Origin of the sequence: Nocardia sp. NPDC005366 (assembly GCF_040606855.1) — a bacterium.
GTDB lineage: Bacteria > Actinomycetota > Actinomycetes > Mycobacteriales > Mycobacteriaceae > Nocardia.
The window spans coordinates 113,602-127,073 of sequence record NZ_JBEXFQ010000008.1 but is presented as its reverse complement, the minus strand read 5'-3'; the positions used below and the strand labels follow the sequence as shown (position 1 = coordinate 127,073).

13 protein-coding genes and 1 riboswitch are annotated in these 13,472 nt (G+C 65.7%); of the genes, 5 read left to right on the top strand and 8 right to left on the bottom strand.

All coding sequences use genetic code 11. The features are described from left to right. Positions 1-4 precede the first annotated feature (4 nt). Complete coding sequence (locus ABZS43_RS11990) at positions 5-691, top strand: crotonase/enoyl-CoA hydratase family protein (RefSeq protein ID WP_355035859.1); 687 nt, start codon at positions 5-7, stop codon at positions 689-691. Beyond that, positions 692-1,279, top strand: coding sequence for a TetR/AcrR family transcriptional regulator (locus tag ABZS43_RS11985; protein ID WP_355035858.1), 588 nt, complete (start codon positions 692-694; stop codon positions 1,277-1,279). Between the two features lie 4 nt (positions 1,280-1,283). Here ABZS43_RS11985 and ABZS43_RS11980 read toward each other — a convergent pair whose 3' ends face one another. Together ABZS43_RS11980 and ABZS43_RS11975 are read right to left on the bottom strand one after the other, a co-directional pair. Next, positions 1,284-2,654 carry a cytosine permease gene (locus ABZS43_RS11980; protein ID WP_355035857.1) on the bottom strand — a complete coding sequence of 457 codons (1,371 nt, stop codon included), beginning with the start codon at positions 2,652-2,654 and terminating at the stop codon, positions 1,284-1,286. Beyond that, positions 2,651-2,766: riboswitch (TPP riboswitch) on the bottom strand. Its footprint overlaps the gene before it by 4 nt. A 61-nt stretch (positions 2,767-2,827) precedes the next feature. After that, positions 2,828-4,042, bottom strand: a complete 1,215-nt coding sequence (locus ABZS43_RS11975) for a cation:proton antiporter (protein WP_355035856.1) — start codon at positions 4,040-4,042, stop codon at positions 2,828-2,830. Positions 4,043-4,462: 420 nt separating this feature from the next. On the opposite strand from ABZS43_RS11975, the gene ABZS43_RS11970 reads away from it, so the two are divergent. From ABZS43_RS11970 to ABZS43_RS11960, 3 genes are all read left to right on the top strand, one after another. After that, positions 4,463-4,906 (top strand): DUF6325 family protein, encoded by a 444-nt coding sequence (locus ABZS43_RS11970; protein ID WP_355035855.1) that lies wholly within the window; start codon positions 4,463-4,465, stop codon positions 4,904-4,906. Between the two features lie 22 nt (positions 4,907-4,928). Then, positions 4,929-5,213 carry an SHOCT domain-containing protein gene (locus tag ABZS43_RS11965; protein ID WP_355035854.1) on the top strand — a complete coding sequence of 95 codons (285 nt, stop codon included), beginning with the start codon at positions 4,929-4,931 and terminating at the stop codon, positions 5,211-5,213. Positions 5,214-5,385: 172 nt separating this feature from the next. Further along, positions 5,386-6,207, top strand: coding sequence for a class II glutamine amidotransferase (locus ABZS43_RS11960; protein ID WP_355035853.1), 822 nt, complete (start codon positions 5,386-5,388; stop codon positions 6,205-6,207). A 98-nt stretch (positions 6,208-6,305) separates the two neighbouring features. On the opposite strand, the gene ABZS43_RS11955 is transcribed toward ABZS43_RS11960, so the two are convergent. The 6 genes from ABZS43_RS11955 to ABZS43_RS11930 form a co-directional block, all read right to left on the bottom strand. Then, positions 6,306-6,620 (bottom strand): amphi-Trp domain-containing protein, encoded by a 315-nt coding sequence (locus tag ABZS43_RS11955; protein ID WP_355035852.1) that lies wholly within the window; start codon positions 6,618-6,620, stop codon positions 6,306-6,308. Positions 6,621-6,726: 106 nt separating this feature from the next. Beyond that, entirely contained in the window at positions 6,727-7,980 is a 1,254-nt protein-coding gene (locus ABZS43_RS11950; RefSeq protein ID WP_355035979.1) for a diacylglycerol kinase family protein, read from the bottom strand. Between the two features lie 257 nt (positions 7,981-8,237). Next, positions 8,238-11,036 (bottom strand): cation-transporting P-type ATPase, encoded by a 2,799-nt coding sequence (locus tag ABZS43_RS11945; protein ID WP_355035851.1) that lies wholly within the window; start codon positions 11,034-11,036, stop codon positions 8,238-8,240. A 28-nt stretch (positions 11,037-11,064) separates the two neighbouring features. Beyond that, on the bottom strand, positions 11,065-11,868 hold the full coding sequence (gene ppk2 / locus ABZS43_RS11940; protein WP_355035978.1) for a polyphosphate kinase 2: 804 nt from the start codon (positions 11,866-11,868) through the stop codon (positions 11,065-11,067). Between the two features lie 111 nt (positions 11,869-11,979). Beyond that, positions 11,980-12,216 carry a three-helix bundle dimerization domain-containing protein gene (locus ABZS43_RS11935; RefSeq protein ID WP_355035850.1) on the bottom strand — a complete coding sequence of 79 codons (237 nt, stop codon included), beginning with the start codon at positions 12,214-12,216 and terminating at the stop codon, positions 11,980-11,982. A 74-nt stretch (positions 12,217-12,290) separates the two neighbouring features. Next, positions 12,291-13,442 (bottom strand): glutamate--cysteine ligase, encoded by a 1,152-nt coding sequence (locus ABZS43_RS11930; RefSeq protein ID WP_355035977.1) that lies wholly within the window; start codon positions 13,440-13,442, stop codon positions 12,291-12,293. Positions 13,443-13,472 lie beyond the last annotated feature (30 nt).

Below are 13,472 nucleotides of genomic sequence, written 5' to 3'. Positions count from 1 at the left end.
GATCATGTCCGATCTCGTCGGCTACGCCCTCGAAGGTGCCGTCGCTACCGTCACGATGGATGACGGCAAAGCGAATGTGATGTCGGAGAACATGATTCGAGAGTTGACCGCGGCGATGGCGCAGGCGGAGGCGGATCGTGCCGTCGTCGTGCTGACCGGGCGTCCCCGGATGTTCTCGGCGGGATACGACCTCGCGATGTTCGCTCGCGACCCGCAGGAGATCGCCCGGACCTTGCGGGCCGGGGGCGAGCTGGTCCACCGGTTGCTGAGTTTTCCGTACCCGGTGCTCGCGCTCTGTCCCGGTCACGCGATCGCCCAGGGAGCTTTCGTGCTGCTTGCGGCGGATGTGCGATTCGGCGTCGCCGGTGATTTCAAGATCGGACTGAACGAAGTCGCGATCGGGCTCACGATTCCGCACTACGGCGTGGAGACGGCCCGTCATCGGCTCACCGCGCCAGGATTCGATCGGTCGACGGTCACGGGTGCCTTGTTCACGCCTAGCGAGGCGCGTGAACTGGGTTTCCTCGATATCGTCGTCGCCGACGAAGACGAGTCGCGCAACCGCGCGTACGCCGAAGCCGAGCGGCTCGCCGGACTCGATATGGCCGCGCATCTCGGGACGAAACTGCGGGTGCGCGCCGCGGTGCTTGCCGCCGTCCGATCCGGTGTCGACGCCGAATTCGGGGGTTAGGTGGCGCACGGGACGCGGGACCGCATCCTGGCCGAGGCGAGGACGCAGCTGCTCGCGAAAGGGTATCCGGCGTTCACCGTCGCGGGGGTGCGCGATCGGCTCGGATTGTCCAGCGGAAGTATGTTCCACGCGTTCGGATCCAAGGCCCGGCTCGCGGCGGCGGTCTACGTGGAAGGGATGCTCGACTACCAGCGCGCGATACTCGATCGTCTCGGTTCGGGGGAGGCCGAGCGCGATGTCCTCGCGCTCATCGACGCGCACCTGGGATGGGTCGAAGACCACAGGGATCTCGCGCGGTTCCTTTTCGCGACCTTGCCGGACGAGGTCGGCGTCGTGGCGAAACCCGAACTGGCGTCGCACAATCGGACATTCTTCGACGCGCTGCGCCGATGCTACGAGACCTTGCCCGGCGGCGTCGTGTCCGAAGGCGACTCCGATTTCCCACTGGCCCACGCGCTCTGCGTCGGCCCGGCGCAGGAGTACTGCCGACAGTGGGTCCGCGGCAGTGTCGCCCTACCGCCGCGGGCGCACTCGCGAACCTTTCAGCGGGCCGCCCTGGCCGCCCTGGCGACCCTGGACGCGCGTTGAGGCCCTAGGCCGAGGCCGACGCGCGACGGTCGACGAACCTGCCGACGAGCCAGGCCACCGCCACCGCCGCGAGGAACGACAGCAGCGAGGCGCTCATCCACGGCTGTTTCGTGAAATGCAGCCACTGCCCCACGCGCACCCAGGCATCGGTCCATACCCCGGCATCACCCGGGTTGATCAACTGGTACACCGACAGTCCCACCAGCCAGGCGACGATCATGCCCCACCGCGACGGCGCGTCGGCTGCGGTATTCCACTCGCCGCCGGCGCGCAGGAAGAAATCGGCGACGAGTACGCCGAGCAGCGGCACGAAGACCGAGCCGATCAGGCCGAGGAACCCGAAGTAGTCGTCCATGTCCAGCCACAACGCCAGCACGGTGATCAGCGCGCCCAGTCCGATCGAGAGGACGCGGCGGTCGACGCGCGGCGCGAGGTTCTGGATCGAGACCGCGGTGGAGTACACGTTGGCGAAGGACTGATCGGCCTCGCGCAACACCAGGATGAAGAAGAACACCGCGCCCAGGGTGACGCTGAGGAACGGTCCGTACGCGCCGTCGCCGGTGGCGAGCGCGAGGGCGAACAGGCCGAGGATGTAGGCGAAGATCTGGGTGAGTCCGTACGCGCCGCTCGCCGCCCCGAAGGCCGCTCTCGTGCTGCGCGAATGCCGGGTGTAGTCGGCCGCGACCGGCACCCAGGAGATCGAGACGGCCAGCGCCGCGTCGGCGGCGATCCAGAACAGCGACCAATCCGCGCCGAACGGACCGTTGCCCCCGGGGCCGGGATCGGTCGTCAGGTCGGGCAGCCCCGTACGGAAGAACTGGAGATAGAACCAGAGCAGGGCGACGACAACGCCCACCGTCACGAATCGGCGCAGCAGGCGCACCGAGCCGAGCGGCCAGATCGTGAGCGCCGTGGTGAGCACGCCCGCGATCACGACGTAGAGCCAGCGCGGGCCGCCGCCGAACATCTCATCGGCGGCATTGCCGATGACGATCAACTCGAAGGTGCCCCATCCGATCAGCTGAGCGATATTCAGCACCGTCGGCACATAACTCAATTTCGCGCCGAACAACCCCCGCAGCAGCATCATCGCGGGTTTGCCGGTTTTCGCGCCCGGCACCGCGGCCAGTCCGAGCATCAGTCCGCCGACCACCGTGCCGATGATCATCGCGACAATGCCCGCGGCGATCGAGATCTGAGCCGCGCCCTCGGCATTCGGCGCCAGGACGGTGTACGCCCCGGTGAAGGCGAACAGGCTCACGCCCAGATTCGCCCAGAACGCGCTCTGATCCCAGAACGAGAGAACTCTCGGCGCGGGTTCGTCCAGGGTGAGTGGCGCCTCGTGGCCTGTCGAGTCAACGGTCGATGCGGCCATGGGGCAACTCGCTTCCCTACGCCGGCATTACCCGGACAGGTTCATGCGGTCGGCGGCGCTTCGGGGTCCGCCCTCTCAGCCCGGCCGTCTCCGAGCTCCCGCAGTGGGTGTATCCGGGCGAATAGTACACGCGCTCTGAGTCTGCTCGACCTGGATCAGGGAGCTCTTCGTGGTCATGAGGGGTTGCGGTGCGACCAGGTGGCGTAACGCTTGGCCAGTGGTGCGGCGCTGAGTCCGTGGGTCAAGACCGAGAGTCCGATCGTGACGACGGCGCAGGCGAGGAGCAGATCTTGGTGGGGTAGTTCTTGGTGTTCTTCCAGGATCAGGACTACGAAGACGATGGTGGCCAGCCCGCGGGGGCCGAACCAGCCGACGAACGCGACGGTGGGGACACGGGCGTGTGTGCCGAGCATCGACAATCCGACGGGCAGTATCCGGACCGCGGTCAGGCTCAATACGGCATACCCGACCACGCTCCAGGACAGGTGGCCGAGGGCAGGACCGAGCAGCACGGCACCGAATACGATGAAGGTCACGGCGTTGAACAAGTCACCGGCGCCGTCGAGTAGGTCGGCCGGTGCATTGCCGTCTACGTCGCGACGGAGGATCCTCCCGAAGGCCAGGCCACCGACGAAGGCCGCGATGAAACCCGACCCGCCGACCGGTACGGCGACGGTGTAGGCGAGCGCGGCGGCGGCGAGGGGAACGATCTGCGTCCACGCGCGGTCGATCGTGTGGTATCGCTCGGCGGTGACCAGGATCGCGGCGGCGATTGTCCCGGCACCGACACCGGCCGCGATGCCGTACCCGACTTGTTCGCCGACCAACCGGGCGGCGGCGCCATGGCCGATGGCGCCGGCTTCGGTTTGGGCGAGTGCCAGCACGATCAAGAACAAGGGCACGCAGATTCCGTCGTTGAGGCCGCTTTCGACGTTCAATCCTTGCCGCACTCGCGAGGGTAGGACCGGCAGCGTGACCACGGCCTGCCCGAGGGCAGCGTCGGTGGGGGCGAGGACTACCGCGAGTAGGAGCGCTTCGGCCCAGGTGAGCTCGCCCAGCACGATGAGCGCCGTGCCGAACCCGGCCGCGATCGTCAATGGCAGACCGATGCCGAGCAGCCGGGCGGGCAGGGAGATCGCGGCCCGTAGGGCGGTCAGGTCCACCTGCGAGGCGTCGGAGAACAACACCAACGCGAGTGTGACCTCGGCAAGGAGTTTGACGGTCTCGGCGGTTGTTTCCACCTCTATCAGCCCCACCGCTGTGTTTCCGAGTACGAGACCACCGGCGGTGAAGATGATCGGTGCGGTGACCGGTGTGCCCGTGATACGTCCGGAGATCGCCGCGAAGGTGAGCAGGATCGCGGCGATCGCGGGTAGTGCCCACATCACCGTGTCACCGCCTCACCCTGTTCGGTGAATCTCGCCGGATGTCCAGAGGGCTCTGGATTGTCGCCATCGCGGAATCTCTTCCGGTTTCAGGAAGCGCCGTGGGTCTTGGCGATCCGCCGGTACCGAGGTCAGACAACTCCGGCGGCGGGTGCGCGCGCATCACCCGCAACAGGTGAAGCCTGGAGCGAGACACAGCGCGATCGACCACGCCACTCGCGTCCGAGGAGGCAGTGTGCGTGGTGTGCCACCGAAGCGGCCCTGCCACATCTCATCCGGAAAAGGTGACGATTTCTGGTGTGAGCCCGACCGAGACTCGACACAGAGAGGGTCGGTACTGGTCGTTGCTGTCGACGTCGTCGTCCTCTGGGCCGTCGCGGCATGGCGAGCCGACTGATTCGCACCTCGAACGGAGAATCTGCCATGAATGAACTCGATTTCGATGAACTCGGACCCGTCGACTATCTGGTGGTCGAGTTCCCGGCCGACCGCACACCCGACGGCTCGGCCCTGCCACTGCTACTCGACCTCATCGAACGCGACGTCATCCGGGTCCTGGATCTGACCTTCGTGCGCAAGGAACTCGATGGATCTGTCGTCGGCGTCGCGATCGAGGACTTCGGTCTGACCGGCGACTTCGACATCACCTTGTTCGCCGAGGCTGCCTCGGGACTGATCGACAGCACCGATCTGGACACCGCGGCCTCGATCCTGGGGCCAGGATGCTCGGGCGCGGTGCTGGTCTACGAAAACCGGTGGGCGGCGCCGTTCGCTCGCGCTCTGCGACACAACGGCGCAGAGCTGGTCGCCACCGGCCGGATTCCCACCCAGGCCCTTCTGGCCTCACTCGACACACTCGCCAGCTGAGCCGAAACGGAGAGACATACCCATGCCTGGACTACTCCGCGGGATCGCCCGCACCGCTGCCGTCGCCGGAACCGCCACCGCCGTCTCCAACCGGGTATCGCGGCGACAGGGCAACCGTTGGGCCGCCCAACAAGAACGACAACCCGAACCCGCGCAGCCCCTACCCCAATACGCACCGCCACCGGCCCCCGCCGCACCGCCGGTCGACCGCATCGAGGCCTTACGTCAACTCGGCGAGCTCAAGACCCAGGGCGTTCTCACCGAGGCAGAATTCAACGCCGAAAAAGCCAGAATCCTGGCCTCCTAGCCGCCCAGAATTCCAGGGCGGCAGCGGGGTTCGAACGGGACAGGGAACTTCACTAAGAAGAATTGATTCCGACAATTTTTATATTCCTGACCGGGGCCGGCACGGTTTTCCGGAGGGCACGGGCTATCGCAGATGGTATCGATTCTGTTTGAATTGTTGTATGTGCCGGTGGATGGCGTATTCGGGTGAGCCGATCCTTGCCGAGGATCTGTTGTTCCGCCCTGAACATTCCCTGATCGATCAGAGTCTGCACTCGCGTTTGGGAGAGACCACTACCAATGGTGACGGCTTCGGTGTCGGCTGGTACGGCGAGGGCACCGAACCGGCGGTGTACAAAGGCATCGAACCGGCCTGGAACGACAGCAATCTGCGGGAGATCGCCGGTCAGGTGCGAACATCGATGTTGCTCTCGCACGTGCGATCCTCGACCGGGACCGCGGTGCAACGCAGCAATTGTCATCCGTTCCGGCACGGGAAATGGTTGTGGGTGCACAACGGCGTCCTGCGCGGGTTCCATGAGATCAGGCGCGACCTGCTGCTGGCCGTCGACCCCGCGCTCTTCTCCGAGATCGAGGGTTCCACGGACACGGAAGTCTTGTTCTACCTCGCCCTGACGTTCGGTCTCGTCGATGACCCCTTCGACGGCGTCGCCCGCGCGGTCGGCTTCGTCGAAGACGTCGGGCACGCGAACGGGGTCGAGCATCCGGTTCAGATGACCGTCGCGACGACCAACGGCGAATTCCTCTGGGTGTTTCGATATTCCAGCGAGCGGCGATCACGGTCACTGTTCTTCTCCACCGAGCTCTCCCAGTTGCGCGCACTGCACCCCGAAATCGAGGTACTGCGCGAACTGGGCGGCGAAACCCGCTTCGTGGTGTCCGAGCCCCTGCGCGACCTCGAGGGCGCGTGGAACGAGGTGCCGGAATCGTCGGCGGCGGTGGTGGGGCCCGGCACCGCCGCGATCCGGCCCTTCGCGCCGATCTCATCGGTTTGAGTTCGGGTTCAGCACAACGCCGATATCGAGATCGTCCGATAACGTCACCGCCGCTCCAGCTGTGGGCTCCGCGACAGTTCAGCGGCGTTGTAGGTGGATCACTTCGCGGGCCGCCTACGCCCACGATGTGCGGCCTTGGCCGGAACCGCGGGCGCCGATGGCGTGTCGGTCGCCGATTCGTCGGACGGGTCATCGCGCCAGCTGATCTCGATTTCGATCTCGGTCTCGTCACCGTCGACCTCGATCTCGAGTTCCCAGCTGAGTTGGTCGGCGACGACGATTTCGATCGAGTCGCCACCGGATCCCAGTTCCACCTCGGAGCCGCCGGCAAGGGCATGTCCGATCGCGATGAGTCGCTCGGACACCTCTTTGCGGGAGAGTTCGGACTTCCGTTTGATCTCCAACTTCGGCACGACGACTCCTGACCTCGGCGCAATGCAGATCGGTAACTACACAGTAACTGGTGGGGTGTGGAATGCCCGTCGAACCGTATGAAGGCGACGATATCGAATCCGCGGCTCACGCTCGATCGGGTCGTCGTGTGCTTCCCGCGACGGATTCGATATGCGGGTGACGCGCGATGTCGAGAAGCTTCGTCCAGTCCAGTACCGGTGCGGCGGTGCGGCTTCCTGGGCGGGTTCGCGGGACTCTCACTCGCAGGGCGGCGGGTTCGATGACACATCGCACGGGGGTGTCCAGCAGCAATGATTCGCCATCGACACCGGCGGGGATCTGCGGGGTGTCGGCCTCGATGACGACCTCGACAGCGGGTCGTTGCATCAGTCCGTGACCGCGGGTGCGGCGAATCAGACCGACAGCGTCGCGCGTGTTGGAGACCGAGACTGTGACAGCGCCGAGAACGCCGCGATCGAGGCGGTCTCGGCGGCTGAGACCGGCGAGGTCGCTGTTGCCGTAGGGATTGTTGCTCACCAGGATCGCCTGCGGTCCCTCGATCTTCGCGTCACCGACGCGGGCGACGAGCCGGGTGCCGGTATGCCCGGCGAGCAGGTCGGGCAGCAGCCGCAATACGGTCGCTGTCTTGTCGTCGCGATAAGCGGGGCTGCGCACTATTTCGGCGTAGACGCCGAAGGAAGCGTTGTTGACGAAGGGCTGACCGTTGATCCTGCCGAGATCGACGCGCATCTCCACGCCGTCGCGCAGCGCGTCCAGGCCCGCCGCGGGATTCGCGCGATCGAGGCCGAGGTCCATCGCGAAGTGGTTGCGTGTGCCCGCGCTGATGACCAGGAACGGCAGGTGGTGTTCGGCCGCGATACCCGCGACGAGGGCTTGTGTTCCGTCACCGCCCGCCACGCCGAGCAGATCCGCGCCCCGTGCGACGGCCTCTCGTGCGACGGCGGCGACATCGATGGTGTCCGGACCTTCGAGCATCACGACTTCGGCGCCGAGTTCCTCGGCTTTGTGGCGCAGGTCGAATTTCACGACCTTTCCGCCACCGGAACGCGGATTCATGATCAGGAACGGGTGTCGTGGTGGCGGGGCGGCATATTCGGGTGCGGGGGTCCGCGAGGTTTCGGTGCGGAGCGCGGCGCGGGCACACACGACGGCCAGCAGGGCGGTCACGCACGTCAGCAGAACCACCCACAGCAGTTGCGCGCGGACGAACAGGATGAAGACGACGATCGGCGCGAGCACCGCGATACCCAGCGATACCCACCGCAGGACTCCACGCCGGGTCAGGAACCAGTACAGCGCGGCCACCGTGACCACGACACCTCCGATGCCGGTCATGAGCAGCCCGAGGGTGCCCAGCATGCCGGCGGACAACACCGGAACCGCCGCCGCGACCACGGCGAAGAAGAAGGCCGCCCGGGCCGACCAGCACCGAGCGCGGGCACCGGAGTCCTCGTTCACCGCTCGGCCCGCCGATCATGCGTGACGAGGTCGGTGACCCGAATTGGTGGGTGACAGAGGGAATGGTCGTGATCCATGGTGTGCCTCGTTTCGGGTGGGCGGGTCACTTGCTCGCGTTGCGGTCTGCCCACGCTGTCGTGCCACGGCATGGTCGTGCTTCAGTGCACGCGTGCGCGCTGCGGAGTGAGCGCGACCGCGGCGGGGAGCGAGGTGGGTGGCTCGGCGTGCCGGGCGCTCGTGCGCCGCAGGGCTTTCTCGAATTCGACCGCGATCGGGATGAGTAGTGACCAGCCGAGGCAGGCGAGCCATTGTCCGCCGGTCAGCGATGTCGTCATGAGCAGGTCTTGGAGGAATCCGAGTTCCACGGCGAACACGGTGACGATCACCGGTATCGACAGGATTTTCAGCGCGCCGAGAATCGGTGCGGCGAAACCGGATTCGGGATCACGACGCATCGCCAGGCCGCTGAGGATCGAACCGAGCGACAGCACGACGAACGCCGTCGTCATGGGTACGGAGGCCTCGGTGGTACTCATATCGCCGGGAGCGAGCAGCATCGCGGCGAGGGTGACGGCGAACTGCAGGACGCCGTAGGCCAGCCACTGTGTGAACGCGCGCCGATTGGCGATCGGCATGGCCGGGTCGCGGGGCGGCTTGTTCATGAGGTTCGGTGGCGGCGGGTCCATCATGATGACGGCCACCGGGAACAGCGTGATGAAGAAGTGCTGGAACAGCACCATCAGCGGGGTGAGCGCGACGCCGTCGTTGATATCGAAGATGCTCGCGACCAGGAACAGCAGGACCAGGGAGAACAGTTTCGACATCTGATATCGGATGTAGGACACGATCTTGTCGTATATGTTGCGGCCCAGGCGGATCGCGGTGATCAGCGTGCCGAAGTTGTCGTCGGTGAGCACCATCTTGCCCGCCTGTTTGGTGACTTCGCTGCCAGAGCCCATCGCGACGCCGATATCGGCCTTCTTCAGCGCGGCGGCGTCGTTGACAGCGTCGCCGGTCATCGCGACGACCGCGCCGCTTTGCTGCATGACACCGGCCAGGCGCAGTTTGTCCTGCGGTGTGACACGGCCGAACACATGCAGATTCGGTAGGGTCGCCGCCAATTCCTGATCGGTCATCGCCTGGAGTTCGGCGCCGCCGATCGCGCCCGGCCCGAGCCCGAGTTCGGCCCCGATGGCCGATGCGGTGATCGCGTGGTCACCGGTGATCATGCGGACATCGATACCCGCCTCGTGGGCGGTGCGCACCGATTCGACGGCTTCTGGACGTAGGGGGTCGATGATGCCTGCCATGCCGACGAAGGTGAGGTCCTCGACCAGGGACATGGGGTCGGATGTCGCCGCCTCTTCCTGTCCGTCCAGGTGTCGGGCGGCGAAGGCGAGCACGCGAAGTCCCTTCTCCGACATGGTTCGCATCGCCGCGTCCAGCTCTTCGCGCACCTGGTCGATCGGCACCGCCCGTCGACCGGGCAGGAAGGCGGTCGAGCATCGGGCGAGGACCATGTCGGGGGCGCCTTTGACCAGTTCGACGAATCGCGTTTCGCCGTCGACGCGCAGATGGTGGAAGGTCGCCATGAATTTGTAGGCGGAGTCGAAGGGGACAGCGGCGACCCGGGGATAGGTCTGACGGGTCAGCGGGGCGTCGACACCGATCTTCGCCGCCAGCACCACCAGCGCGGCCTCTGTCGGATCACCGACGATCTCACCGGTATCGGAAACCGTGGCGTCGCTGTCGAGGCACAACCCGTACGCGAGCAGGGTGAAATCCGGGGTGTCCGCACCCGCGACCTGAGTGACCTTCCCGGACTTGCTGTAGCCCTCACCGTCGACGGTGTACCACCGGCAGTGGAAGAACAGGGAGCGCACTGTCATCTGGTTCATGGTCAGGGTGCCGGTCTTGTCCGAGTTGATCGCGCTGGTCGCGCCGAGAGTCTCGACATCGGTGAGGTTCTTCACCACGGCCTTGGCGTCGGCGAGTTGGCGGGCGCCGTAGGCGAGCATCGCTTGGACGAATGTCGGCAGTCCGGTCGGAATCGCCGAGACACCCATCGAGATGCCAAGTAGCAGTAGGGTCGTCATGTCCTGCCCGCGTAGCGCTCCGATCACCACGATGATCGCCACCGCCGTCCACGCGATGGCGCCGAGGACTTTGGTCAGGGAATCCAATTCCCGCTGCAATGGTGACTTCGACGGCGCGACCGCCGAGAGCATCGACGCGATCCGGCCCATCTCGGTGTTCATGCCCGTTTCGGTGACCACCATCGTGGCGGTTCCCCGGGTGACCGAGGTGTTCTGGTAGACCATGTCGGCTCGGTCACCGAGGGCAGTGTCCGCGAGATCGAGGGTGCCGGGATCCTTGGCGACCGGGGCGCTCTCGCCGGTCAGCGCCGCTTCCTGGGTTTCCAGTGTGGCGGAGGCAGCGAGCCTGCCATCTGCGGGAACGATATCGCCCGCCTCGAGCTGCACGATGTCGCCCGGTACGAGTTCGACAGCGTCGAGCTGGGTCAGGATTCCGTCGCGGATCACCCGAGCCTGCGGTGACTGCATCCTGGCGAGTGCGTCCACGCTCGCTCGTGCCTTCATCTCCTGCCGAGTGCCGAGCACGACGTTCAGCACGACGAGGGCAGCGACCACGATCGCCGTCGGGATCTCGCCGATGACGATGCTGACCACCGCCACGGCGATCAGCATCACATTCATCAGATCTCTCACCTGCCGCAGCGCGATCGCCCAGAGCGACGGTGTGGGCTCGGCGGCGATCTTGTTCGCTCCGTACCGCAGACGGCGTTCATCGGCCGCGCCGGTGGTGAGTCCCACCCGCGAGTCCGACGACAGCGCGGAAACGACGGATTCGGCATCGCGCGCGTGCCAATTCGTCGGCTCCCGGGTGGCGGTGCCACCCTGCGCCGAATCTCCGTGTACGGCATGCGTGGCGGCCATGACGCTCGTCCTTTCCTGACTCGGAACCTCAGTACGGCGTCGGGATCCAGTGCAGTGGCTGCAGGGGCGCCTCGTAACCGTTGGCGCGCTGCCGGTCCGGCAGGACGACATCGGCGCGATCGAGCGGTTCGTAGGGGATTCGGGTCAGCAGATGGCTGATGATGTTGAGTCGTCCGCGCTTCTTGTCGTCGGTGACCGCGACATACCAGGGCGCCCAGCCGGTGTCGGTGAGATGGAACATCTCGTCTCGTGCCCGGGAGTAGTCGTACCAGCGGCTGTAGGACTTCAGGTCCAGATCCGACAGCTTCCAGATCTTGCGGGGGTCATCGATACGGCTCTGCAGGCGCCGGGTCTGTTGCTCCTCGCTGACCTCGAGCCAGTATTTGACCATGATGACGCCCGAGTCGACGATCGCGCGTTCGACCGCCGGGATCAGCTGCAGGAACCGCCGCGCCTGCTCGTCGGTGCAGAATCCCATCACCCGTTCGACACCAGCCCGGTTGTACCAGCTGCGGTCGAAGATGACGATCTCACCGGCTGCCGGGAGGTAGGGCAGGTAGCGCTGCACGTACATCTGGGACTTCTCGCGATCAGTGGGGGCGGGCAGCGCGACCACACGGAAGACACGTGGGCTGACCCGTGCGGTGATCGCTTTGATGACACCGCCCTTACCGGCGGTGTCTCGCCCCTCGAAAACCACGCAAATCCTTGCGCCGGAGGCTTTCACCCACTCCTGCAACGCGACCAGTTCGGCGTGCAGCGGCCGCAGTAGACGGCGGTAGTCCTTATTCTTCATCGGCGCGGCGGACCGGTCAGGGCCCGCGCCGGACAGCTCTCCGGTATCGGACAGCCGGTAGTGCGTGCCGGTCGTGCCACCGGATCTTCGCGCCTGACGTTCGCGGTGATCGGATTTCTTTCCCACGTCTGTCCTCTCGGGTCGCTATCAGGGCATCGGTGCCGCTGCGTGGATCACCGGTAGGTCGGCTGTACGGTCGCTGATGGCTTGCCGAGCTGCCTTTTCGATGAGGAGTGGTACGAAATCATGTATTCGGACGCCGGCGAAGCGCTTGTGGATATCGCGCACGATGAACTCGATGTCGGTGGGCAGGACAGACGGGTATCGCTTGATCAGGCGTTCAATCACTTGTTCGACCTGAAGCAATTCGTCATCGCCGGTCATCGAACCATCGTGTGCCCGGTGGGGATTATTCGTCAAGACACAAATCGAACGAGAAATTGTGCCGTGCGCTGCCGTCATATCATTTGGCGGTCTTCCGTGGTGCCGCACCCTTCGGTGGTCAGTCGTGATATCACCTCGAGTACCCGGATGGGGCCGCCGATACGCAATGCCTCGCGTTGTCGTACAGCGCCGTTACCGTCTCTCAGAACTGTCGCCAACGCGCTACGCGTGAATTCGTAGTCGCCGGATTGCTCGAGGGTAGGGCGGATATAGGAGAGCAAGTGCGCGATGGATCCCGGTGTGGGCGCGGAATACCTTGTGGCCGGATGGAATTGCGGGCCGGACAGGCCGTCTCGGGCCGCGCGACGGCATGCCGCCCGTAGGTATGCCAGGTCGACGGGAGCGGATAGTCGCCCGCTGTCCACCGCCGCGACGGAGGTGATGACGAGTGCCCGGACAAGGCTTGCCAAAAGTGCCGTTTCCTCGACGGTCGCCGGGACGTCACTGACGCGGATCTCGACCGTCGGCAGATGCGAGGACAACCGCACGTCCCAATAGACCATCGCAGTGTCGAGAATCTGCCCGTTCTCGACAAGTCTCGCGACCACGTCGTCGTAGTCGGCGGCGGACCGCAGGTACGGCGGAGGCCCTGCGCTGGGCCATCGCGCCCACAGCAGATGGCGCCAGCTGGCGTATCCGGTGTCGGCGCCCTCGGTGATCGGTGAATTCGCCGTCAACGCCAACAGGGCTGGCAGCCAAGGGCGCAGGTGATTGCTGACCTGCACCGCGAGGTCGCGGTCGGGGACGCAGACATGGACGTGGCAACCGCAGATCACCTGGTCGGCCAGCCTGCCGAAACGCTCGGCCATGCGCTGGTATCTCGGTGTGTCGGTAATGGACCCGGTCGGTGGTCCCCAGATCGGAACCCCCACCGCCAGTGCGCGGGAACCCGAGTGAGCCGCCGCACGTGCGACCGAAAGGCGTGCCTGCCGAAGTTCGCGGTGCAACTCCGGGATGCTCGCGCACACCGGGGTGCAGGTCTCGATCTGGCACCGCGATAGTTCCAATTGCAGTGCGACACCCGAGGCGCCCGCCGCGACGACGGTGTTGGTCAGCGAGGGGAGGCCGGTGGTGGGATCGATGAGAATGAACTCCTCCTCGACGCCGACCGTGAATGGACGGATAGCATTGCCGTGCAACGGATCACGTGTATCACTCGACACCATGGACGTCACGGCCACCTCCCGGGTAGGTAG

Bases quoted from the DNA above. Each gene is read 5' to 3' on its own strand.
- ABZS43_RS11935 (WP_355035850.1), bottom strand. From the start codon at position 12,216: ATGACCGGCGATGACGAATTGCTTCAGGTCGAACAAGTGATTGAACGC.
- ABZS43_RS11980 (WP_355035857.1), bottom strand. From the start codon at position 2,654: ATGGCCGCATCGACCGTTGACTCGACAGGCCACGAGGCGCCACTCACC.
- ABZS43_RS11930 (WP_355035977.1), bottom strand. From the start codon at position 13,442: ATGGTGTCGAGTGATACACGTGATCCGTTGCACGGCAATGCTATCCGT.
- ABZS43_RS11945 (WP_355035851.1), bottom strand. From the start codon at position 11,036: ATGGCCGCCACGCATGCCGTACACGGAGATTCGGCGCAGGGTGGCACC.
- ABZS43_RS11950 (WP_355035979.1), bottom strand. From the start codon at position 7,980: ATGCTGGGCACCCTCGGGCTGCTCATGACCGGCATCGGAGGTGTCGTG.
- ABZS43_RS11990 (WP_355035859.1), top strand. From the start codon at position 5: ATGTCCGATCTCGTCGGCTACGCCCTCGAAGGTGCCGTCGCTACCGTC.
- ABZS43_RS11960 (WP_355035853.1), top strand. From the start codon at position 5,386: ATGGCGTATTCGGGTGAGCCGATCCTTGCCGAGGATCTGTTGTTCCGC.
- ABZS43_RS11965 (WP_355035854.1), top strand. From the start codon at position 4,929: ATGCCTGGACTACTCCGCGGGATCGCCCGCACCGCTGCCGTCGCCGGA.
- ABZS43_RS11970 (WP_355035855.1), top strand. From the start codon at position 4,463: ATGAATGAACTCGATTTCGATGAACTCGGACCCGTCGACTATCTGGTG.